Origin of the sequence: Peptostreptococcus anaerobius VPI 4330 = DSM 2949, from assembly GCF_000381525.1 — a bacterium.
GTDB classification, from domain to species: domain Bacteria; phylum Bacillota; class Clostridia; order Peptostreptococcales; family Peptostreptococcaceae; genus Peptostreptococcus; species Peptostreptococcus anaerobius.
This window is the reverse complement of sequence record NZ_KB906610.1, coordinates 46,786-67,556: the sequence shown is the minus strand read 5'-3', so window position 1 is coordinate 67,556 and position 20,771 is coordinate 46,786. Positions and strand designations below refer to the sequence as shown.

At 36.7% G+C, this 20,771-nt stretch carries 23 protein-coding genes and 1 other annotated feature; of the genes, 5 read left to right on the top strand and 18 right to left on the bottom strand.

Annotated features, from left to right (window positions below):
• Nucleotides 1-420: 420 nt before the first annotated feature.
• Together F823_RS0103255 and F823_RS0103250 are read left to right on the top strand one after the other, a co-directional pair.
• Entirely contained in the window at nucleotides 421-1,335 is a 915-nt protein-coding gene (locus F823_RS0103255) for a ParM/StbA family protein (RefSeq protein WP_002843046.1), read from the top strand.
• Entirely contained in the window at nucleotides 1,316-1,621 is a 306-nt protein-coding gene (locus tag F823_RS0103250) for a hypothetical protein (RefSeq protein ID WP_002843012.1), read from the top strand. The genes F823_RS0103255 and F823_RS0103250 overlap by 20 nt, the downstream gene beginning before the upstream one ends.
• Before the next feature lie 102 nt (nucleotides 1,622-1,723).
• Here the strand turns inward: F823_RS0103250 and F823_RS0103245 are convergent, their stop codons facing one another.
• From F823_RS0103245 to pip, 13 genes are all read right to left on the bottom strand, one after another.
• Nucleotides 1,724-3,397 carry a DHHW family protein gene (locus tag F823_RS0103245; RefSeq protein WP_002846507.1) on the bottom strand — a complete coding sequence of 558 codons (1,674 nt, stop codon included), beginning with the start codon at nucleotides 3,395-3,397 and terminating at the stop codon, nucleotides 1,724-1,726.
• A 17-nt stretch (nucleotides 3,398-3,414) separates the two neighbouring features.
• Nucleotides 3,415-4,821: an MBOAT family O-acyltransferase gene (locus F823_RS0103240; RefSeq protein ID WP_019595371.1), complete on the bottom strand. Its 1,407-nt coding sequence runs from the start codon at nucleotides 4,819-4,821 to the stop codon at nucleotides 3,415-3,417.
• 13 nt (nucleotides 4,822-4,834) lie between these two features.
• On the bottom strand, nucleotides 4,835-5,470 hold the full coding sequence (locus tag F823_RS0103235; RefSeq protein ID WP_002846504.1) for a DUF4358 domain-containing protein: 636 nt from the start codon (nucleotides 5,468-5,470) through the stop codon (nucleotides 4,835-4,837).
• An 11-nt stretch (nucleotides 5,471-5,481) separates the two neighbouring features.
• A complete protein-coding gene (locus F823_RS0103230; protein WP_002842996.1) occupies nucleotides 5,482-6,216 on the bottom strand; it encodes a GDSL-type esterase/lipase family protein in 735 nt (244 codons plus the stop codon).
• A 289-nt stretch (nucleotides 6,217-6,505) separates the two neighbouring features.
• Nucleotides 6,506-6,871: a 50S ribosomal protein L7/L12 gene (gene rplL / locus F823_RS0103225; RefSeq protein ID WP_002842856.1), complete on the bottom strand. Its 366-nt coding sequence runs from the start codon at nucleotides 6,869-6,871 to the stop codon at nucleotides 6,506-6,508.
• Between the two features lie 108 nt (nucleotides 6,872-6,979).
• A complete protein-coding gene (gene rplJ / locus F823_RS0103220; protein ID WP_002843085.1) occupies nucleotides 6,980-7,498 on the bottom strand; it encodes a 50S ribosomal protein L10 in 519 nt (172 codons plus the stop codon).
• A 41-nt stretch (nucleotides 7,499-7,539) separates the two neighbouring features.
• Nucleotides 7,540-7,663 (bottom strand) — a sequence feature (ribosomal protein L10 leader region).
• 49 nt (nucleotides 7,664-7,712) lie between these two features.
• Nucleotides 7,713-8,411, bottom strand: coding sequence for a 50S ribosomal protein L1 (rplA, locus tag F823_RS0103215; protein WP_002842947.1), 699 nt, complete (start codon nucleotides 8,409-8,411; stop codon nucleotides 7,713-7,715).
• Between the two features lie 128 nt (nucleotides 8,412-8,539).
• A complete protein-coding gene (rplK, locus tag F823_RS0103210; RefSeq protein ID WP_002843028.1) occupies nucleotides 8,540-8,965 on the bottom strand; it encodes a 50S ribosomal protein L11 in 426 nt (141 codons plus the stop codon).
• A gap of 14 nt (nucleotides 8,966-8,979) precedes the next feature.
• A complete protein-coding gene (gene nusG, locus F823_RS0103205) occupies nucleotides 8,980-9,522 on the bottom strand; it encodes a transcription termination/antitermination protein NusG (protein WP_002842945.1) in 543 nt (180 codons plus the stop codon).
• A 27-nt stretch (nucleotides 9,523-9,549) separates the two neighbouring features.
• Nucleotides 9,550-9,756, bottom strand: a complete 207-nt coding sequence (gene secE, locus F823_RS0103200; protein WP_002842917.1) for a preprotein translocase subunit SecE — start codon at nucleotides 9,754-9,756, stop codon at nucleotides 9,550-9,552.
• A gap of 20 nt (nucleotides 9,757-9,776) precedes the next feature.
• Nucleotides 9,777-9,926 carry a 50S ribosomal protein L33 gene (rpmG, locus tag F823_RS0103195; protein ID WP_002843084.1) on the bottom strand — a complete coding sequence of 50 codons (150 nt, stop codon included), beginning with the start codon at nucleotides 9,924-9,926 and terminating at the stop codon, nucleotides 9,777-9,779.
• Nucleotides 9,927-10,098: 172 nt separating this feature from the next.
• Nucleotides 10,099-11,889, bottom strand: coding sequence for an aminopeptidase P family N-terminal domain-containing protein (locus F823_RS0103190; protein WP_002846500.1), 1,791 nt, complete (start codon nucleotides 11,887-11,889; stop codon nucleotides 10,099-10,101).
• A gap of 13 nt (nucleotides 11,890-11,902) precedes the next feature.
• Complete coding sequence (pip, locus tag F823_RS0103185; RefSeq protein WP_002843077.1) at nucleotides 11,903-12,865, bottom strand: prolyl aminopeptidase; 963 nt, start codon at nucleotides 12,863-12,865, stop codon at nucleotides 11,903-11,905.
• Between the two features lie 341 nt (nucleotides 12,866-13,206).
• Here pip and F823_RS0103175 point away from each other — a divergent pair, with 341 nt between their 5' ends.
• Nucleotides 13,207-14,286 carry a M24 family metallopeptidase gene (locus F823_RS0103175; protein ID WP_002843014.1) on the top strand — a complete coding sequence of 360 codons (1,080 nt, stop codon included), beginning with the start codon at nucleotides 13,207-13,209 and terminating at the stop codon, nucleotides 14,284-14,286.
• Nucleotides 14,287-14,432: 146 nt separating this feature from the next.
• On the opposite strand, the gene F823_RS0103170 is transcribed toward F823_RS0103175, so the two are convergent.
• A complete protein-coding gene (locus tag F823_RS0103170; protein ID WP_002846499.1) occupies nucleotides 14,433-15,833 on the bottom strand; it encodes a peptide MFS transporter in 1,401 nt (466 codons plus the stop codon).
• Between the two features lie 144 nt (nucleotides 15,834-15,977).
• Nucleotides 15,978-16,271 (bottom strand): hypothetical protein, encoded by a 294-nt coding sequence (locus tag F823_RS0103165; RefSeq protein WP_227214141.1) that lies wholly within the window; start codon nucleotides 16,269-16,271, stop codon nucleotides 15,978-15,980.
• Between the two features lie 259 nt (nucleotides 16,272-16,530).
• Here F823_RS0103165 and F823_RS0103160 point away from each other — a divergent pair, with 259 nt between their 5' ends.
• Together F823_RS0103160 and trhA are read left to right on the top strand one after the other, a co-directional pair.
• Entirely contained in the window at nucleotides 16,531-17,520 is a 990-nt protein-coding gene (locus F823_RS0103160; RefSeq protein WP_019595370.1) for an NADH:flavin oxidoreductase, read from the top strand.
• Between the two features lie 48 nt (nucleotides 17,521-17,568).
• Nucleotides 17,569-18,219 (top strand): PAQR family membrane homeostasis protein TrhA, encoded by a 651-nt coding sequence (gene trhA / locus F823_RS0103155; protein ID WP_002846497.1) that lies wholly within the window; start codon nucleotides 17,569-17,571, stop codon nucleotides 18,217-18,219.
• A gap of 126 nt (nucleotides 18,220-18,345) precedes the next feature.
• Here the strand turns inward: trhA and F823_RS11140 are convergent, their stop codons facing one another.
• The 3 genes from F823_RS11140 to F823_RS0103140 all read right to left on the bottom strand — a co-directional run bounded on the left by F823_RS11140 (nucleotide 18,346) and on the right by F823_RS0103140 (nucleotide 20,770).
• Nucleotides 18,346-18,498 (bottom strand): hypothetical protein, encoded by a 153-nt coding sequence (locus tag F823_RS11140; RefSeq protein ID WP_169315606.1) that lies wholly within the window; start codon nucleotides 18,496-18,498, stop codon nucleotides 18,346-18,348.
• Nucleotides 18,499-18,642: 144 nt separating this feature from the next.
• The gene (nadC, locus tag F823_RS0103145; RefSeq protein WP_002846495.1) at nucleotides 18,643-19,491 is read right to left on the bottom strand and encodes a carboxylating nicotinate-nucleotide diphosphorylase; all 849 of its coding nucleotides are present in this window, start codon (nucleotides 19,489-19,491) and stop codon (nucleotides 18,643-18,645) included.
• The gene (locus tag F823_RS0103140) at nucleotides 19,460-20,770 is read right to left on the bottom strand and encodes an L-aspartate oxidase (protein ID WP_002846494.1); all 1,311 of its coding nucleotides are present in this window, start codon (nucleotides 20,768-20,770) and stop codon (nucleotides 19,460-19,462) included. The genes nadC and F823_RS0103140 overlap by 32 nt, the downstream gene beginning before the upstream one ends.
• Nucleotide 20,771 lies beyond the last annotated feature (1 nt).

Here is a 20,771-nt window from a genome sequence, read left to right as displayed (position 1 = left end):
ATATTTTAGAGTAATCTTTTTTATTATCAACTTTTTCTAAATCACTCTAAGTAACAAGTTTTTCATCAAATTATTTTTCCAAGATAGGAGGAAATATGCCTCTTACCCACCACAACTTAATAATTACTTTTTAGTTACTTTATAGTTACTTATTAGACACTATATTTTTGTGTTCTATCATTTTAGTCACTTAAAAGGTACTTTTTATTAGTAAATTAACGTTATATAAGTTCCATATTAGTTACTTTTTTATAATATGCTATTATTTATGTAGCTATTTAGGAACTAATATGGTATAATCATACATAGACAATAGAAAGAACAAAACAAATATAATCTAATATAATAAAATAAGACATATATTATTCAAACGATATTTTTGGAAGATAATTAAGAAGATAACTAAGAGGAGGAAGAAAAATGGATACACAAATAATAGGATTAGATATAGGTAGAGGCTATGTAAAGGGCTACTCATTATACAACGAAAACGAGTATTCATGCCTATTTAAGAGCGTTTATGGAGACGGAAGAAACATATCATTGGAAGACTATAAAGACAACCCGATCTATATAGAAATCGAAGGTACAGAATACTTTGTAGGAGCCTTATCTGAAAAAGAGAGTATGAAATGTATAAGAAATGCCGGTGATAGCAAGGTTTCACCTGTTGTAAAAACACTTATAAGTGCTGCCCTATCAGAAATAGCAGTATCTGACAACGTAAGTATTATGCTAGGTGTACCATACAAGATATTCAAGAAATCAACTTTGAAGGAAGTACAAAAGGAATACAAGGACACTACTATATCAGTGAAAAACAAGATAAACAACAGTGTCAAAACAATAAACATAGAGAACATCAACATATTTAGGGAAGCAGATGCAGCCCTAATATACGCCATGGACGGCAAAATAAACGACAAGAACCCAGTAGGCATGGTAAATGTAGGCTTTAGAACTACAGAGCTTAGCTACTTCGACAAGGGCTTTAAGTTCAATGACAAGCTTTCAACTACTATAGAATCAGGTAATCAGAACGCCTTGAAGCTAGTACAAAAAAGGCTTGTAGATATAGGTATCACTAAGAGTCTTCCAGAAATAGACTCAGCCGACGACTACCCAGAGTTAAAAGATCTTGCATACACACTTACTTCTGATGATACCAACGAAATAATCGAAGAAACATGGAATAACCTAGATGAAATGAACATCTATGTATCAGGTGGAACTAGCTTAAACCTTAACTTAAACGATAAATTTACAGTAGTAGATGACAGCCAGATGGCAACTGCTAAAGGCCTGTATGAGGTTGGTGTTAGACTTGAAAAATAACAGGATCAGACTAACTTCATACATTAGTCCAGACCTTGATGATTTGATAGAAGAGTTCATGGAAGAAAATAACATATCGACAAAGAGCCAGGCACTAGAGAGAATGCTCATCGAATTTAGGTATATGAGAAATGAGGTTGAGTTTCTAAGAGGTGTAGTAGGTGGCGGTGGTATGACGGGTAGCTTTGGCTATAGCAGGCCACCAGTAGGTCGTAGAGCAGCTTCAAAACCAATTGACAAGGTAAAGACTAGCATAGACGATATATACTCAAATATGCCGGATTAAACATAACAAAAAGAGGGAGTAAGCTTAAACACTATCCCTAAACATCGAAAAACACCGAGGGTGAAATCCCTCGGTGTTTTCGTATATTTAATTTCTATATTTTTACTCGTTCAAGCTAAGTATTGACGCATCTGTATTAAAAGTATTTATATTCCCTAAAATCAATACATCTGTAACCTCAGCATTATTCATTAAATCTTTGATACTACCAGTAAAGTATCTCATGTCTACCACATTTATTTCAGAGAAGTTGTTCACCAAGAAAGGCAACATAGCATTTGCATAGGAGTCCTTTATAACCAACAACTTTCTTTCCGTATCTATGTTTGTTCTTATCCTGATCTGAGTGTGGTTACCTCCAGTGAAGACCTGGTAAGGATCCTTTGTAGATAACTTAGATACATCATATAGACTGGCTACCTTCTTCTTTGTATCAAAGTACTTGACAAGTACTGGATTGTTGTCCTGTTGTAGGCTAAGGTATATTTGATCCGGTTTACCAATACCAGCTGCATTCTTATAGTAGAGGCTTCCATAGAAATCATTGCTAGCAAGTGAATTTGTAAAGGAATTTCTGTTCGCAGGCTGTAAATTCATGGCCTTACAATAGTCCTCGTAGGCTGCGTAGGCCCCTTCTACAGTCCAGTGATGATCTGTCTTAAAGTACAGCTGCTCATTGTTCTTTAGCCTGTTAAAAGTGCTTATAACATCAACTAACTTGACCTTTGAATTTAACTTTGACTTTAGAAGCTTCATATACTCAGCCTGTGAATCTTCCGGCGCAAACTTAGGTAGGTAGTTCTTGTATATCTCGACCTTATTAGGAGACAGCAAGACTGATACATTCAATTTAGAATTGTTTTGAGCAAACTTATTAATTGCATCAATCTTAGTCTGTGTAACATCATCACTCGCCATCTTGAACCCTTCCATCAAGTAACCGTCTTTACCTATATAGACACCATTTATCTTGTCCTTACCTGTTAGGAGATCAAACCTTGACTTTGCCTTTATAAATCCTGATCTTATAGGGAATTGGTCAGACACATAATCAGAGAATTTTGAACTATATTTTCCAGATACTATATCACTTATAGATAGCGCCGGTCTCTGTTCAAGCGTCCTATTTTCTGCTTCAGATTTAGGAAGATCCTTATGAAGTATGTTCATAACCAACAACAAGACCATAAGGCCCATGAATACAAGGGAAAATCCTTGATTAAATTTCTTATCAAGTTGCTTTTTCTTTTCTTGAGATACACTGAGTTTCTTCTCCCCACCATGAAGCAAGAAGTTAAAGAAGACACTTATGCCATGGATAATTACAAACATCAGGTTAGAAAAGTTAAAAGTCTTTGAAGATTTTTCTCTTTTTCTCCTTGTCTTTTTATTATCGTCCAAGCCCCTAGAAGGCGTTTTTAGCTTTCCTTTATTGCCATTTATATTGTTGGTACTATTTCTCTTAGTATCCGGTTTATATTGGCTTGTAGGAGCTTTTTTAGCATGTTCTGTTTCAGATTTAATAGCGACCTTGGTCTTCTTAGTCAGTTTATCATTTTTCTTAGAGACTGCCTTTCTAGGACCAACTTGCTTAGTCGGTCTAGGTCTCTTGGCATCTATTTTTTTACTCTTAGTTTTGGACTTTGTTTTTTTGGATGCATACTTCTTGGGTCCTCTTTTTTTGGTGCCCCTACCAAGGGTATCTTCAGCATCCAAATCCATCAATATTCTAAGGCTTTCAGGCATTTTCGGTTCTTCATAACGTACTTTTTTCATATCCTACTCACCTCCATTTAAAATTTAAAATATAGGAATGGACTGAAGCTGTCTCCAACAAGAGATGCTACAGATAGGTAAAGAACTACAATATAGAATACTGACATTCCTATATATCCCCTCTTACCAAACCTAGACTTTATATTATTTATAACTTTCATTACAAAAGGTGTAGAACCTATAATCGCTGGTAACATCAACTTCCAAGAAGTCTTTATGATGTGTAGGGCCTCTTTATCAACGAGACCTGTAGATCCAAATATAAACATATTTGAATAGAATTTAAATATCTCAGAAAGGCTAGTAAAGTCAAATAGTACCCATCCCATAACAACTATCAGCAAGCAGTATAGGCTTTGTATCTTCTTATTTGTTTTGGCTAGTCTCCTTCCCAAGCTAAGCTTTTCAAAATATATAAGTAAGCCGTAGAAAAGCCCCCAAAGGACAAAGTTCCAATTAGCTCCATGCCATAGACCTGTAACCATCCAAACTACAAATATATTCCTCATATTTATAAGCTTTGAACACCTATTTCCTCCAAGTGGAAAATATATATAGGTCTTAAACCAGTTTCCTAATGATATGTGCCATCTCCTCCAAAACTCTGTTGCAGACTTGGCCACATAAGGATAGTTAAAGTTTTCGGCCCATTCAAATCCCATCATATATCCAAGGCCTATAGCCATATCTGAGTAGCCACTAAAGTCAAAGTATATCTGTAGGGTATAGGCTATTATACCCAACCAAGCGGTCATAGCAGACATTTCAAGACCTGGAATACCCTTGACACTAGCCCATATAAGAGCCATGTTATTGGCTATGAGTACCTTTTTACCAAGACCTATAATAAACTTTTCTACTCCCCTACCAAAGTGGTCAATATCATTTGTCCTAGATTTTAACTGACCTTCCATCTCTGAGTACTGAACTATAGGTCCTGCACCAGCCTGAGGGAATATAGATATGTACAGGGCAAAATCTGCGAGAGATTTTTGAGGCCTTGTCCTAGCTGTATACACATCAACTATATATGATATTATCTTGAATGTATAAAATGATATACCAAAAGGAAGCGGTAAATCTATTATCTTAAGGTTTAGTCTAGTAATAAAATTAACGTTATCGATTAAAAATCCATAATATTTAAAGAATCCTAGAATTGCTATGTTAAATACTATTAGACAAACCATGTAGAATTTGGCTTCTTCTCTACTCGTCCTAATCCTGTGTATATGCCTAACCCCAAACCAAGTCACCAAAATAGACAGCAACAAAAGTAAAAGATAGGCAGGCTCTCCCCAACTATAAAAAATCAAACTCAGTACTAATAAGCTCTTATTTTTTAACTTCTTCGGAGTCAAAGCATAGACAATCATAGCTAGAGGGAAGAAATAAACTAAAAATGTTAAACTAGTAAAACTCAATTATCATCCCCCCTTACTTATAAGAATTTTTAATAGCTTCATCAATTGCTTTTTGGTTCTTAGAAGAAATAAAGTATATGTAATCACCCTTTTTCTTCAATTGACTGTTGCTGATTATCGTATATTGGTCAGGCGCATAGTTTTTAAAAGAATTAGATTGGGCATCAATTCTAGCCTGAATCTTGGCCATAACAGGATCTGTCATGCCTTTTTTGCATTTTACTATCAAAATCTCTGTAGCCTCCATATTGGATTTAGGAGCCAGCAAAGTATAAGCTTCAACCTCAAGCTTATTTATACCATAAAGCTTTCTAAGAGTAGCATCATTTCCCATGACCATATTATCCATACTGACCCGGTTCTCAATCTGACTAGATAGCTCCTTAAAGTCTATATCCCTTACTTTTACAAACTGATATGCAAGTATAAATACTATAAGGACAATTCCCCAAAGTATGGCATACTTTTTCCTATACATGGAACTCATCTTCATAGGCTTTCTATTTACAAACCTGTCCTTTATGGATTCCTTGGGCCTATTACCACCCTTTACAGTGTCTTCTATTTCTTCACTTGTAATTATTCTGAGCCTAGCTGTCTGTTCATAATTGGAGGCATTAGGCTGTTTTTTATCCCTTTTATCACTCATATTCTACCCTCCTATATATTCTCGCTCAAGAATTGAAGCCAATTTAGGTAGAATCCATACTTAAAATGTATTCCATCCTGCTCAAATTGTTCTTCATCGTTTACAAGGCCATCAGAAGATAAGAATGTAGCACCTGTCTCATTTGCTGCAGCCTTTGCAGCCTTAGTGAATTCACTGATATTCTCGTTGCTTATTCGATAATCCTTGGCCTTAGATATCCTATCAAGAACTGGTAGAGGAGCCTGAATATATATTTTAACACCCTTATCAACCGCCTTGATATCCTTGATCAACTTGATGTAGTTTTTCCTAAAAACATCCGGAGAATAAGCAGTGATGTCATTAGCTCCATACAATATGACTATGCTCTTTGGCTTTAAGCTCTTGACTTCATTTATATGCTTGCGAGCCTGTAATACGTGCTCACCCTTCATGGCTAGAACACTGGCTGCATCTAGAATATTAGCTTCCCTAAGGTACTCAGTTATAGAATCGCCCAAAAATACCACATCATCAAACCTGCTCCTAGCACTCTTGATATCGAACTTTCCTAGCTGTGTATCCTTATTAACCTTATTTATTTCCCTCTCAACATCATTGATGTTTTGTTTTTCTAGCTTTGTCAAAAAGTTTTTGGTCCAACTAATACTTTCAGAATCCGTTTTTAGTGAGCCAGCCGCAAATACTTGACTCGCCATCACAGATGTAATTAAAATACCAGTGATAGTTAAAATTCGTTTCTTCATAAGTTATATTACCACCCATCCAAATATTATGCCGCTTAAAAAATTGTAAAAGCTGGCATTCTACGTTTATTATATCATGTAAGCAGACTTTAGGTAACTACTATTAACAAAGTATTCTTAATTAACAGCTTATTGTCCACAAAAAATAAACAAAGTCCACACCCTGCCTTGTGCGTGGTTAATTATACAACAAAAAAAGAGCCCCCCGATCCTAACGATACAGACGACCCCTTATTATCAAATTAAATGCTATTGTTTAATCTTAATTAATATCTAAATAAAGTCTTAATTATTTAACTTCTACAGTTGCACCAGCAGCTTCAAGCTTTTCCTTGATCTGTTCTGCTTCTTCCTTAGATACGCCTTCCTTAACAGCCTTTGGAGCGTTGTCAACAACTTCCTTAGCTTCCTTTAGTCCAAGACCAGTTATAGCTCTAACTTCCTTGATTACTCCAACCTTTGAAGAACCAGCTGATGCTAGTATTACATCAAACTCAGTCTTTTCTTCACCAGCAGCTCCACCAGCAGCTCCACCAGCAACCATTACTGGAGCAGATGCAGATACACCGAATTTTTCTTCTGCAGCCTTAACTAATTCATTTAATTCTAAAACTTTCATGTTTTCTATAGCTTCTAATATCTGTTCTATTGTCATTTTATTGCACCTCCGTGTGTTATTTTTAAATTCTTTTTAATATTGACCGACCGAAAATGGTCATAAACTATATCCTAGGCTATGCAGCCTCTTGGACCTCTTTTTTGACTATGCTTCTACTGCTTCGTCCTGCTTCTTTGCAACAGCATCCAATAAGTAAACAAAGTTTGACATTGGAGCCTTTAAGCTGCCAAGAAGTTTTGCGATAAGTTCTTCTCTTGATGGTATTGCTGCAAGAGCAACTATCTTAGCTTCATCGTAGAATTCACCTTCTACAACACCCATCTTTAGAGAGATCTTATCAGGGTTCTTATCCATGAATCCCTTTAATATTCTAGCAGGAGCAACTGGATCTTCATATCCGAATGCTATAGCGTTTGGACCTACTAATTCAGTATCATTGAAGTTAGCATATGCTTCACCTTCTATAGTCTTAGCAGCTCTTCTTACAAGTGTATTCTTGTATACCTTGTAATCTACACCAGCTTCTCTCATCTGACTTCTTAATTCTGTAACCTGTTCAACTGTTAGTCCCTTGTAATCTACAACGATAACAGAAGCAGCCTTTTCTAGCTTTTCAGCAATCTCAGCTACAACAGCTGATTTCATTTCAATAGCCTTACTCATTTCTTAGTGCACCTCCTTCACAAAAATAAAGTTTAGCACTCACCGTAAAAATAAAAGTCCTCCCTATCATAGACAAGGAGGACGCAAGTATCACGTATATCGCAACCTCGGTGGGAAATTAAGTCGTACAACACCCACTGTCTACGGCAAATCTATTCTTTTTCAACATTGACAATAATATCATATTTGTCAACCTGTGTCAACAGTTTTTTAATTATTCAGTAACTCTAACTGGGTTTACTCTTACTCCAGGACCCATTGAAGAAGCAACTGTTACGCTTCTTAGGTACTGTCCCTTTGCAGCAGATGGCTTAGCCTTTATTATAGCTTCCATTAATACCTTGAAGTTATTGAATAATTTTTCCTGACCAAATGATGCCTTACCAACTGGAACGTGGATGATATTAGTCTTATCAAGTCTATATTCAACCTTACCAGCCTTGATTTCATCAATAGCCTTAGCTACATCAAATGTAACTGTACCAGACTTAGGGTTTGGCATTAATCCCTTAGGACCAAGTACTCTACCTAGTCTACCTACTACACCCATCATATCTGGAGTAGCAACTACTATATCAAAGTCAAACCAGTTTTCTCCCTGGATCTTCTGAACTAGTTCTTCAGCACCTACAAAATCAGCTCCTGCAGCTTCTGCTTCCTTAGCCTTTTCACCCTTAGCGAAAACTAATACTTTCTTTGTCTTACCTGTACCGTGTGGTAACACGATAGCACCTCTAACCTGCTGATCAGCATGTCTAGAGTCAACACCCAACTTGATGTGGGCTTCTACTGTTTCATCGAACTTTGCACTTGCAGTATCAACTACTAGTCCAAGAGCTTCTGATCCATCATAGTAAACACTTCTGTCTACTTTAGCGATCGCCTGAGCGTATCTCTTACCTCTTTTTGCCATTTTAAATTCCTCCTTGTGGTAATTACGGTTTTTAACCTCCCACTATTAGGCACTGCCTATATAGCGAATAAATAAAATATGCTACTATCGCCAATTATGACGATAATCAGCACTCACTTTAGACTTAATTAGTCTATAACTTCAACACCCATACTTCTAGCTGTTCCAGCGATCATTCTCATTGCTGATTCAACTGAAGCTGCGTTTAGGTCCTTTAACTTTAACTCAGCGATTTCTCTAACCTGAGCTGAAGTTATCTTACCAACCTTCTTCTTGTTTGGTTCTCCTGACCCTGACTGTAGGTTGATTGCCTTCTTGATAAGAACAGCTGCTGGTGGAGTCTTAGTTATGAAACTGAAAGATCTATCCTGATATACACTGATTACTACCGGTATAATCATTCCTGCCTGATCTGCTGTCTTAGCATTGAATTCCTTTGTGAACGCCATAATGTTAACACCGTGCTGTCCTAGTGCTGGTCCAACTGGTGGAGCTGGAGTAGCCTTTCCTGCAGGTATCTGTAATTTAATCTGTCCAATAATTTTCTTAGCCATTTTATTGCACCTCCTTATACTTTTTCTATATTTTCAAGCCCTAGAGTTACTAGTGCCTTTCTACCAAATGCATTTACATAGACTTTTACTTCTCTTTTTTCAATGTTTACATCGTCAACTTCTCCAACATTATCGACAAAGGCGCCACTGATAACCTTAACTGTATCTCCAGGAGCTAAATCTATCTCGCCACTAATAATCTTAGAAGCTGGTAGCTCTATTCCCATCGCCTTTACCTCATCAACTGTCAAAGGTACTGGCTTTGATCCTGGGCCAACAAATCCTGTTACACCCTTTGTATTTCTGACAATGTACCATGATTCGTCTGTCATTTCCATCTTTACTATTACGTAACTTGGAAATACTTTTCTCTGTGTTAGTTTTTCCTTACCTGTCTTAGTAGTTGTAACTACTTCCTCAGTAGGCACTATCACCTGTTCGATAATGTCTTCCATACCTCTGTTTTTTACAGTATTTTCAATTGTCGTTTTGACCTTGTTTTCATGTCCTGAGTATGTATGTACGACATACCATTTTAAATCTCTTTCTTCTGACATCAAAATCATCCTTTCAAAGTTGCCAAACTACTTAACTATCAAGCTAAGTACTTTTGATAAACCTGTATCCACTAGCCATACAAAGACTGTTGATACAACTACAACCCCTAGTACGACACCTGTCTTACTAGCAAGTTCTTTTTTTGTCGGCCAAGTAACCTTCTTTAATTCTTGTCCAGTTCCTTTTACAAATCCGACCTTTTCTTGTGATAATTCTACGTTTTCTTTAGCCATTTACTCACATCCTTATCTTATTATTTAGTTTCCTTATGAGTAGTGTGCTTCTTACAGAACTTACAGTATTTCTGCATTTCTATTCTGTCAGGATTGTTCTTCTTGTTCTTAGTAGTATTGTAATTTCTCTGACCACACTCTGTACATGCTAATGTTACTTTAACTCTCATCGTTACACCTCCAAATTTGATTTTTATATGATGATATAGCTTCCTGAAAAAATCAAGTAACTATTACCTTCCGCAATTAATTTTATATATTTTTCCAACTCAAACTAACGACTATAACAAAGCCGTCTTACATAGAATACTATATAGACGGCTAAATGTCAATTACTTTTGCTTATATTTCTCTTGTTGCTTCTTTTAACCAAGCTCTTTCTTCATCTGTTAGATGTGGTCCTATGATTTCATACACGTTTTTGTGGTACTTGTTCAATTCTTCCTTGTCTGAATCAGTTAACATATCTACATTTATTGCATCAAAGTCAAATGGACAATATGTGATAGCTTCAAACTCCATAAACTGGCCATACTCTGTCTTTGGTCCATACTTAACTAGCAATTCATTTTCCAGTCTGATACCATGTGAGCCTGCTATATATATACCTGGCTCATTTGTAATTACCATACCCGCTTCAAATGGGTGTATTTCATGCTTTCTCACCTGCCACCTAAATCCTGTTGGTGGTTCGTGGATATTGCCTAGGTATCCAACTCCGTGACCTGTACCGTGGTTGAAGTTTCTTCCTGCGTCCCAGAATGGTTGTCTAGCTAATATATCTAGGTTTAATCCTGTACAACCATACATAAATTTAGCCTTGCCTAATCTTAGGTTGGACTGAAGTACTGTAGTATAGTCGTCTTTCATTTCCTGAGATATTTCTCCTAGAGCTGTCGTCCTAGTGATATCAGTTGACCCCTGCATATAGTTAGCACCTGTATCTGTCAAGAACAAAGTTCCCTCTGCAAGATTTACATTAGTTTCTTCTGTAGCAGCGTAGTGAACTATGGCTCCATGCTCTCCAAAACCTGCTATAGGTTCAAAGCTTGGGCAGATAAAGTCACCTTGGTCTACTCTAAGTGATTCTAACTTGTCTGACGCTGACATTTCTGTTTCTTCACTTATCTTGCCATTTTTAACCAACTCTTTCATCCAGTAGATAAACTTTGTATGAGCTATACCGTCTTTTATGTGGGCCTTTATTATATTGTCTATTTCAACATCATTTTTTATAGCCTTCATGAGTATTGTAGGGTTCATAGCCTCTACTACCTTCACAGACTCTGGTATATTCTTATACATAGCATAGTTCAACCTATCTGGGTCAACTAGAACACTTGTCTTTAAAGATTTTACATCTTCATAGATATCATTGTATGGCTTTATAACTACATTGTCCTTTACTAATATAGCCTTTATCTCATCGCTTATCTTGTCCTCATTTATGTATAATACAACCTTGTCATTGTAAACTATTGAATAACAAAGAATAAGTGGGAAGTACTCAACATCCCTACCCCTTATATTTAGCAGCCAGCCTGTATCATCAAGTGTTGTTATGATATGGGCTTCTGCACCAAATTTTTTCATCTGTGCCCTTACTCTTTCTATCTTGCTAGCAGCAGATTCACCACTGTATTTTTCATCAAGATAGAATATTGGTTCCTCAGATAGGGGAGGTCTATCTTCCCATACTTCATCAACTAGGTCAAGATCGTAAACTATGCTACCATTTTTAGCCTTTACTATAGATTCTAGTTCTACACCGTCACCAAATGGAACAGACCTACCGTCAAAGCCTAAGACCCCACCTTCTTTTAATTCACTCTCTACAAACTCATTTATTGTAGGAACATTTGGCTCACCCATCTTGTATAGGTCTACACCTGAACCCTTTAACTGGTTGCCAGCCTGTAGGAAATATCTACCATCTGTCCATAGACCAGCCTTATCTTCCTTTACAAGAGCTGTACCTGCAGAACCGGTAAATCCTGTCAAAAATGCTCTTTCCTTGAAATGTTCCCCTACATACTCACTATTATGATAGTCAGCAGTAGGAACCATATATAAATCTATCTTATTGTCTTTCATTAAGTCTCTTAATTTTGCAACTCTATCAGATACCTTCATAAGTTAAACCCCCTTATTTAAATAATTCTTTAAACCTATCTGTAGCCCTAACCAAACTATCTACAATTTCAGGTTCTCCTGAAGAATGACCTGTAATAGTAGCATCAAGCGTACAATTATTTAGCTTCTTACTAAGTAAGTATGCACCTATAAACCTACAATCCATATCATATCTACCATGGGCTATATGAGTAGGTATATCCTTGATAATATCCGCTTCATCTAGGATATAGTTCATATTGTCTCTGAACATATTGTTCATCCAGAAGTGGCACTCAATAGTTGCCATAGATATTGCATAGTCTTCATCACCAAAGTCCTCAACTAAATCATCATTTGGATGAAGTGTAACTATACTACCTTCCCACATAGACCAAGCCCTAGCAGCCTCAACCCTAGTAGCCCTGTCTTCGCTAGTCAACCTCTTGTAGTAGGCAGTTATAAGGTCTCCTCTTTCCTCTTCTGGTATAACCTTAATAAAGTTCTCCCACTTGTCTGGGAATATATTTGATGCTCCACCCTCTTGGTAGATCCAATCTATATCTTCCTGTCTTCCTAGGAAGATTCCTCTTAGGACTAGACCCATAGTCTTGTCTGGATGCTGTAGGGCATAGCTAAGGGCTAGAGTTGATCCCCAGCTACCACCGAATACCAACCACTTGTCTATTCCTAATTTTTCTCTTATCTTTTCCATATCACAAATAATGCTATCTGTATCATTGTTTGTAAGGTTAGCATGAGGAGTACTCTTTCCACTACCCCTCTGGTCAAATAATATTATCCTATAAAACTCTGGATCAAAGAACTGCCTGCATGATGGTGCTGTACCGCAGCCAGGACCCCCATGAAGAAATACCACTGGATGACCATTCGGGTTACCAGATTCTTCGTAATAAATTGTGTGTACATCGTCTACCTTTATGAAGTCTGTAAAATTGGCCTCTATTGAAGGATATAGTGTTCTTAGTTCTTTCATGATTCCACCTCTATTGTTTTATTTGCGAGAAAATCTCCCAATAATAATTAAGAAACCTTTTCTCACCTAAGACAAATTATAACATATTTGAACTAACTTTTCTAGCTAGTAGGACTATAATGAATATTCAAATAATGTTACAGGACAATTTTCACAAAAATATTATAGTAAATAATAGATTACTTTCACACTTTTCAAATTATATCGACATTTTTTATTTAATTTTTGAATATAAGTGTTATAATATACATATCGGTGGGCTGGATAAGGATTTCAGGCGAGTTTTTGTGGCTTGGACCCTACTTACCTACCTACTATAAATAGATATTAGGAGGCTTTATATGAAAGAAAACAGAGTAAGTCAAGTATTGAAAAAGATGAAGGAAAATAACATTCCTCAGTTCCTAGTGAGTGATCCACTTTCTATATTTTATTTAACTGGTTATTTCCTAAATCCAGGAGAAAGATTATTCTCACTATACCTTAGCGAAAAAGGTGACCACAAGTTATTTGTAAACGCCCTATTCCCTATTGAAGAAGACCTAGGCGTTGAAAAAATAATCTTTACAGACACAGACAACTCAATAGAAGTAGTTGCCAACCACATAGACAAGTCAGCTACAGTAGGTGTAGACAAGAACTGGCCAGCTAGATTCGTTCTAGGTCTAATGGATTACTGTGATGGCAAATTTGTAAATGCCTCATATATAGTAGATACCCTAAGAATGTACAAGGACGAAGAAGAAAAGGACCTAATGAGAAAGGTTTCTTTGATGAACGACGAAGCTTGTGAAGAAATAATAAAGAGAATAACTGGCGACAAGACTGAAAAGCAGATCGCTAGCGAGTTAATAAAATTATACGAAGAAATGGGCGCTGAAGGCCTATCATTTGACCCAATCATCGGTATGGCAGCTAATGGAGCTAACCCACATGGAGAACCTGGTGACAGATATGCACAGCCAGGAGATGCTATCATAATTGACATCGGTTGTAAGAAGGATATGTACTGCTCAGACATGACTAGGACAGTATTCTGGAAGGAAGTAAGTGAAAAGGGCAAAGAAGTATTTGAAATAGTACTTGAAGCCAACAGGAGAGGTATAGCAGCATCAAAGCCAGGTGCTAGATTCTGCGACATAGATGCAGCTTGTAGAGACTACATAACAGAAATGGGCTACGGCGAATACTTCACTCATAGAACTGGTCACCATATAGGACTAGAGGACCACGACTACGGAGATGTATCTTCTGTAAATACAGCAGTTGCTGAGCCAGGAATGATATTCTCTATAGAGCCAGGAATCTACCTACCAGGAGAATTCGGTGTAAGAATAGAAGACCTAGTTCTTATAACAGAAGATGGTTGCGAAGTACTAAACAAGTTCGACAAGGAACTTACAGTAATCGGCAACGACTAATACTAAAACTTAAAACTAATCTTGAGACTAGGGATTTTATCTCTAGTCTTTTTTTTAAATATAGGTAAAATCGACAACAATATAAAAAAACACTAGCTTGTGTACACAAGCTAGTGTTTGTAATTATTATCTTCAAAATGATATTCTTATTCTTCGTCTTCCTTCATCAACTTAGTTAAAGGCTTTGTTAATAAGAATAGTATTATTGCTGTAACAAATGATACTATAGCAAATGTATTGAATATAGTCATTATACCAAGCTTTTCAACGAATGTCTGAATGTATCCGTTTAACTTAGCAGCTGCGAATGAAGCAAATAGCCATACACCTAGTAATAATGATAGGTACTTCTTTGGAGCATGCTTACTGATGAATGAGTTTCCAAGTGGAGAGAAACAAATTTCAGATAGAGTAAGTAATGCACCAAATAAGAATATCCATAATACAGATGCCTTAACAGACTCAGGAGAACTTACACCTCTTACAACTTCCATTGCTATAAGTGCAAGGTAAGCAGCACCTAGGAATACGAATGCTATTGTTACCTTCTGGAACATTGAAAGGTCACCCTGAGGTCTCTTAGCAAGACTTGCCCATAACTTAGAAGCAGCCAAACTTAGGAATATACATAATAGACCATTCCATGTAGTTGTAACGTGCTGTGGAGCTATTTCTACACCAGCTATATGCATATCAACGAACTTAGTCATGTATATAGTAAGTGCTAGTTCCTGCTGATAGTAGAACAACCAGAATATGATTGATACAAATGATATGAATAAGATTGCTACAACCTTGTTCTTTTCTATCTTTGTAAGAGGTTTAACAGCCTCTTTTTCTATATCCTTAGCTGATTCATTTTCCTTTTCACCTATAAGGTTACCGTGGATATCTGTCTCATACTTAAATGGCTTTATACCCTGACCCTGAAGAGTCTTGTAACCTAGTGTGAAGAATACTCCACCTGCAAATACTAATATAGCACAAACAAGGAATACTGGTCTAAATCCTAGAACATCACCAACCTTGAAAGTATTTAAATATAAGTATCCTGTTATAAGAGAACCAAAGAAAGCTCCTATATTAACGAATGAATACTGAATTGAGAATGCTGCGTCAAGCTTTTCCGGATCATCGAATAATCTACCTATAAGACCTGCAAGGTTGCCCTTGAATAGACCAGTACCGATTGAAACAACGGCTATCATAAGATTTATACCTGTTACAGTATACGCTTTCCATCCTATTAAATAACCTAATCCCATCAATAAACATCCAACAGAAACTGCATATCTAGCACCTAAGAACCTGTCACATATCCATCCACCTACAACTGGTGAGATGTATGTCCAAGCTGTAAAGTTAGCAGCTATGATAGAACCTTCTGCTGCACCTATTCCTAAACCACCCTTATTAACAGCGGTAACTAAGAATAAGATAAGTAATGGCTTACTTCCATAGAAAGCGAATCTTTCAAATGTGTAAGTAAGACAAGACACCCAGAACCCCATAGGGTACTTTGTTGTTGTTGCGTTAGTTTCACCCATGAACCTAAACCTCCTAATATTAAATTAATCCCCCATGTCAATAAAATGACACAGGTCTTTACGTGGGTACAACCCTACAATCTAAGTTTATATTCATATTAAGTTTTAGTCAAGGTATTTATACTAAAAATTATAAATTATCTGTTATTTTTTCTTTCTAACATTTCTTTTTTTAGTATTTTTCGACTTTTTATTTGAATTGTTTAGCTTACTATTACTTGCTTTCTTATTTTCTGATTTTATCTTGCCTTTATTTTTTTGCAAGCTTATTATGCGAAAATGCGAAAACAAAGCTACAATTGTAAATACAATAGCCATACCTAGTGTAAGTTTAAAAGCGCTACTATCAAGTCTATTTCCACTAATTTTATAGGCATATGCCATACCTAAAACAGAACTTCCCGCAAAAATAAGCATATTTTTCCTAAAATCTGCCAACCTCTTTATCTCATCTTTCATAATGTATAGTCGGATAGGTCCGACTCCTCCTTTCAATGCAATGAAATTATATATTTCTTATTATATTGTAAGTTTACAATAGGCCTATGTCAATAAAACTGAGTGTATTTATAAATTAAACCAGTATATTTTTCGGAAAATTTAAATTTTTTATAAATATATGCTAGTGTAACTTTCATTTAAGACCCTATAAGCTTATAATGAATATAGGAACTTATAAATTATAGAGGAGGAAATCATGAAATATCTCGATAAAAGCATAAAAATAAATAAACTAGACATAAAAAACAGACTGGTATTCCCTCCTATGGCAACTTCTAAGTCTATAGATGGGTGGGTAAACGATGATCTAGTTAGCTACTATGATGAAAAATCAAAAAGCGGTAAAATAGGCCTTATAATAACTGAGCATGCCTATGTATCTATGGATGGTAAGGCCAGTGAAAACCAGGTATCTATATCTCGTGATGAGGATGTTGAGGGTCTATCTAGGATTGTAGATGTAATCCACAAAAACGGTTCTAGGGTATTTGCCCAAATCAACCATGCTGGTAATGCAGCAAAGACCGAGATTACAGGTTGCGATGTTGTATCAGCTTCGGCCCTTGAAATGGATGTAAGAGGTACAAAAAGACAAGCCTCTATTGAGATGACAAAAGAAGACATAGATAAACTTATACAGAGCTTTGTAGACTCTGGAATCAGGGCAAAATCAGCAGGCTACGACGGTGTAGAAATACACTCAGCCCATTTCTACTTGCTCAACCAATTCTACTCACCCTTATCAAATAAGAGAAGTGATGAATATGGAGGAAGCCTAGAAAATAGGATCAGAATCCATCTTGAAATAATAAAAGCAATGAGACAGGCCCTTGGTCAAGACTATCCTCTTGCCCTTAGACTGGGTGCTTGTGACTATACGGATGGAGGAAACAATATAGAAGATGCTATCAGAGCCTCTAAAGCATTTGAAGAAGCCGGCATAGACCTACTGGATATATCTGGTGGTTATTATATCTTCAACAACCCTTATTCTACAGAAGAAGGCTATTTCAAGGATGTAACATATGCAATCAAGTCCAATGTCTCTATTCCTGTTATACTGACAGGAGGAATACATTCAGTAGACACTGCAGACTATCTGATAGAAAATAAGTACGCAGATATGATTGGTGTTGGCCGTCCAATATTTAAGGACTCTAGCTGGCCGGAAACCAACATGAAATAAGTCAATCAACCAATAGCTAGCTTATATTTTCCATTGGGAGGTAATTAAATGAACATAGCAAAACTAAGAGATCCAATCAGTTCCATAACGCATCTAATAGGAGGTGTACTTTCCATATTAGCCCTGCTGTCACTAATTTTAAAGCAGGTAATCGTAGGAAACATCCATGTCAGCCTCTTTGTATCTACAATTATATTTGGAACATCAATGATTCTACTATACTTCACTAGTGGTATCTACCATGCAATCAGCGCTAGAAAAGAGAAGGCCGTCCTAATCATGAAAAAGGTCGACCACTCTATGATCTATATCCTAATAGCCGGGTCATACTCTCCTTTCTGCCTGTATGTACTACCAAAAAGAACTGGCATACCGGTATTTATAATCCTGTGGGTCATAGCAGTCTTAGGTATTACCATGAAGATACTATGGATAAATATGCCTAGGAAACTATCCTCTGCCATGTACATAGCCATGGGATGGGTAGCAATATTTGTTATAAAAGACCTATATATCAACCTAGCGCCAGGAGCCTTCTTCCTACTTGTTTTGGGCGGTATATTGTACACTATAGGTGGCCTTATCTATGCAATAAAAAGACCAAACCTAAAAGTATGGAACTTTCACGATATATTCCATATATTTATCATGCTTGGTTCCCTGGCACACTTTTTATTGGTCTTCCTATTCTTGATATAGTTAACTTTAAGAGTATTACTATTTAAAAATCAAATACAGATAAGCTTTTGCTTATTCATAAAAAGCATCTCCTTTTTTGTTTTTATTAACATTAAATCATGGAGATGTTTTTTTGTACAAAACTCTTTACTCCAAGTCTATCTTTATCTTGTCGGATAACTCATGTATTTTAGGTCTTTGTTTTATAGCCATTAGATATCCATTTTGTTCTAAGCTACCTAACTTATTATCTTTTAACATACCCTTAATCGTCGTATCAATTCTCGATATCTTTGCCAAAGTTTTCAAAAAAACCCCTATTTTTTGATTTATATTATTTTATATAAATCAAAAATAGGGGTTTTATTCTTTTATATTATGATTTTTTAAATATAAATCCTAAAAATAGGATTATTCTTTTTTATATCGTAATTTTATATAAACTTATAGTATCCTCATATTCTTAAGGCTCATGTCCAAGGCCTTGACAGAATGGGTCAAGGCTCCACAAGATATTATATCTATACCAAGCCCCCTGTAGGAACTTATGTTATCCAGTCCAATATTGCCCGATACCTCTATCATGGCTGAGTCACCTATCATGCTTACAGCCTCTTTGATAGTTCCTATATCCATATTGTCTAGCATAATAATATCGCAGCCAGACTCTAGGGCCTCTCTTACCATGTCTAGGTCTTCAACCTCTACCTCTATCTTACTTGTAAAAGAAATTGATCTTCTTGACCTTTTCACGGCTTCCTTGATAGATCCTGCTACCCCTATGTGGTTGTCTTTTAGCATGACCATATCAGAGAGATTGTACCTGTGGTTTACCCCACCACCTATAGTTACCGAATACTTGTCAAATATCCTAAGGCCTGGAGCAGTCTTCCTAGTGTCGGCAAGGCCTATCCTATCATCATCTAGGATATCTACCATCTTCCTAGTCATAGTTGCAATCCCTGACATCCTCTGAATAAAATTTAGGGCAGTCCTCTCTGCAAACAACATGGCCTGGGCCTTGGAATAGATTCTTGCAATTTTTTGCCCCTTTACAATCCTATCGCCTTCTTTAGTATAGAGCTCAAACCTTGCATCAGGATCCAATATCTTAAAGGTATGGCAGAATATATCAATACCACAAATTACACCATCCTCCTTGGCTATTAGGTCTGCCCTAGCATCTTGATACTCGTCAATTATACCCTCAACACTTATATCCTTGTAGGTCAAGTCCTCCATAAGAGCTTCTTGGACCCTACTAAGCATTTTCATTTTTAAGCCAGTATTCATAAAAATCCTTATTCCTTTCCCTTATCCTATCTATAAGTAACCTATGGTGGTCTTCAAGTATTTCATCTATGTCCCTTGTCTCATGGTTTTCCTTGATTTCAGTTATAAAATCATCAATCGATATATTTATATTCTCGCTACACCTCATTCCGCAGTAGCAGGCTTCTAGTAGGGAGTTGGATGCCAGCCTATTTCTTCCATGAAGTCCAGTACAAGCAGCCTCTCCTATGGCATATAGGGCCTTCATACTAGTTTGTCCGTCTATCTGAGCCGTTATTCCACCCATATGGTAGTGCTGGCCTGGGCAAATAGGTATCATATCATTTCTGATATCTATGCCCTTTTCCATACAAGCATTGAATACTGTAGGAAAGTTTTCATCTACCCTGTCCCTATTATGAATATTCTCCAAGGATAAATACACGTAGTCTGACCTATCAGCTTCCATCTTGGACCTGATAGCCTTAGAGACAATATCCCTAGGCTTGAGCTCATCTATAAATCTTTTGCCATTTTTATCAAGAAGTATTCCTCCTTCTCCTCTGAGCGCCTCTGTAATAAGGCTGTGTCTTCCCTTTTCTTGGTCATACAAAACCGTTGGATGAATCTGGACATATTCTATATTGGACACCTCTACACCATGTTTTATGGCTATAGAAAGCCCCTCACCAGATATTGATTTGAAGTTAGTAGATGAGTCAAATATCCCTCCTATACCACCAGTAGCTATAACTATTGCCCTTGAATATATATTCTGGTATCTGCCCTTAGCATATACCTTTATACCTATAGCCCTATCTCCTTCCACTATAAGGTCATAGAATGTAGTATCCTCACACACATCTATATTTGGTGATGACATTACTCTTTGAGCCATAGTCTCGCAGATTGATCTACCTGTAAAATCTCCCACATGATAGACCCTAGCTAGTCTGTGGCCGCCTTCCTTGTGCAGACTATATTGGTCTTGTTCATCCTTTTCAAATGGGACCCCATAACCTATTAGGGACTTTACAACTTCTAATGAATTGTCCAATATATCCCTTACAACCTCTGGATCATTTTCATAGTGACCTGCTCTTAGGGTGTCTTCAATATAGTCATCTATATCTTCATTTACCCTCTTAGCTGATATTCCCCCTTGTGCAAGGTAGGAATTTGCCTCTGACATATCCTTTTTAGATATTAGACACACTTCAAAACTAGGATCTAGATTTAGGGCACAAGATAGACCTGCTGCCCCAGCTCCAACAACAACGACATCATAAAAACCTTTCATT

What these genes read in the sequence shown, in the direction of transcription:
- F823_RS0103255 (WP_002843046.1), top strand. Translation starts at nt 421, where the DNA reads ATGGATACACAAATAATAGGATTAGATATAGGTAGAGGCTATGTAAAG.
- F823_RS0103245 (WP_002846507.1), bottom strand. Translation starts at nt 3,397, where the DNA reads ATGAAAAAAGTACGTTATGAAGAACCGAAAATGCCTGAAAGCCTTAGA.
- F823_RS0103235 (WP_002846504.1), bottom strand. Translation starts at nt 5,470, where the DNA reads ATGAGTGATAAAAGGGATAAAAAACAGCCTAATGCCTCCAATTATGAA.
- F823_RS0103230 (WP_002842996.1), bottom strand. Translation starts at nt 6,216, where the DNA reads ATGAAGAAACGAATTTTAACTATCACTGGTATTTTAATTACATCTGTG.
- rplL (WP_002842856.1), bottom strand. Translation starts at nt 6,871, where the DNA reads ATGACAATAGAACAGATATTAGAAGCTATAGAAAACATGAAAGTTTTA.
- rplJ (WP_002843085.1), bottom strand. Translation starts at nt 7,498, where the DNA reads ATGAGTAAGGCTATTGAAATGAAATCAGCTGTTGTAGCTGAGATTGCT.
- rplA (WP_002842947.1), bottom strand. Translation starts at nt 8,411, where the DNA reads ATGGCAAAAAGAGGTAAGAGATACGCTCAGGCGATCGCTAAAGTAGAC.
- rplK (WP_002843028.1), bottom strand. Translation starts at nt 8,965, where the DNA reads ATGGCTAAGAAAATTATTGGACAGATTAAATTACAGATACCTGCAGGA.
- nusG (WP_002842945.1), bottom strand. Translation starts at nt 9,522, where the DNA reads ATGTCAGAAGAAAGAGATTTAAAATGGTATGTCGTACATACATACTCA.
- secE (WP_002842917.1), bottom strand. Translation starts at nt 9,756, where the DNA reads ATGGCTAAAGAAAACGTAGAATTATCACAAGAAAAGGTCGGATTTGTA.
- rpmG (WP_002843084.1), bottom strand. Translation starts at nt 9,926, where the DNA reads ATGAGAGTTAAAGTAACATTAGCATGTACAGAGTGTGGTCAGAGAAAT.
- F823_RS0103190 (WP_002846500.1), bottom strand. Translation starts at nt 11,889, where the DNA reads ATGAAGGTATCTGATAGAGTTGCAAAATTAAGAGACTTAATGAAAGAC.
- pip (WP_002843077.1), bottom strand. Translation starts at nt 12,865, where the DNA reads ATGAAAGAACTAAGAACACTATATCCTTCAATAGAGGCCAATTTTACA.
- F823_RS0103175 (WP_002843014.1), top strand. Translation starts at nt 13,207, where the DNA reads ATGAAAGAAAACAGAGTAAGTCAAGTATTGAAAAAGATGAAGGAAAAT.
- F823_RS0103170 (WP_002846499.1), bottom strand. Translation starts at nt 15,833, where the DNA reads ATGGGTGAAACTAACGCAACAACAACAAAGTACCCTATGGGGTTCTGG.
- F823_RS0103160 (WP_019595370.1), top strand. Translation starts at nt 16,531, where the DNA reads ATGAAATATCTCGATAAAAGCATAAAAATAAATAAACTAGACATAAAA.
- trhA (WP_002846497.1), top strand. Translation starts at nt 17,569, where the DNA reads ATGAACATAGCAAAACTAAGAGATCCAATCAGTTCCATAACGCATCTA.
- nadC (WP_002846495.1), bottom strand. Translation starts at nt 19,491, where the DNA reads ATGAATACTGGCTTAAAAATGAAAATGCTTAGTAGGGTCCAAGAAGCT.
- F823_RS0103140 (WP_002846494.1), bottom strand. Translation starts at nt 20,770, where the DNA reads ATGAAAGGTTTTTATGATGTCGTTGTTGTTGGAGCTGGGGCAGCAGGT.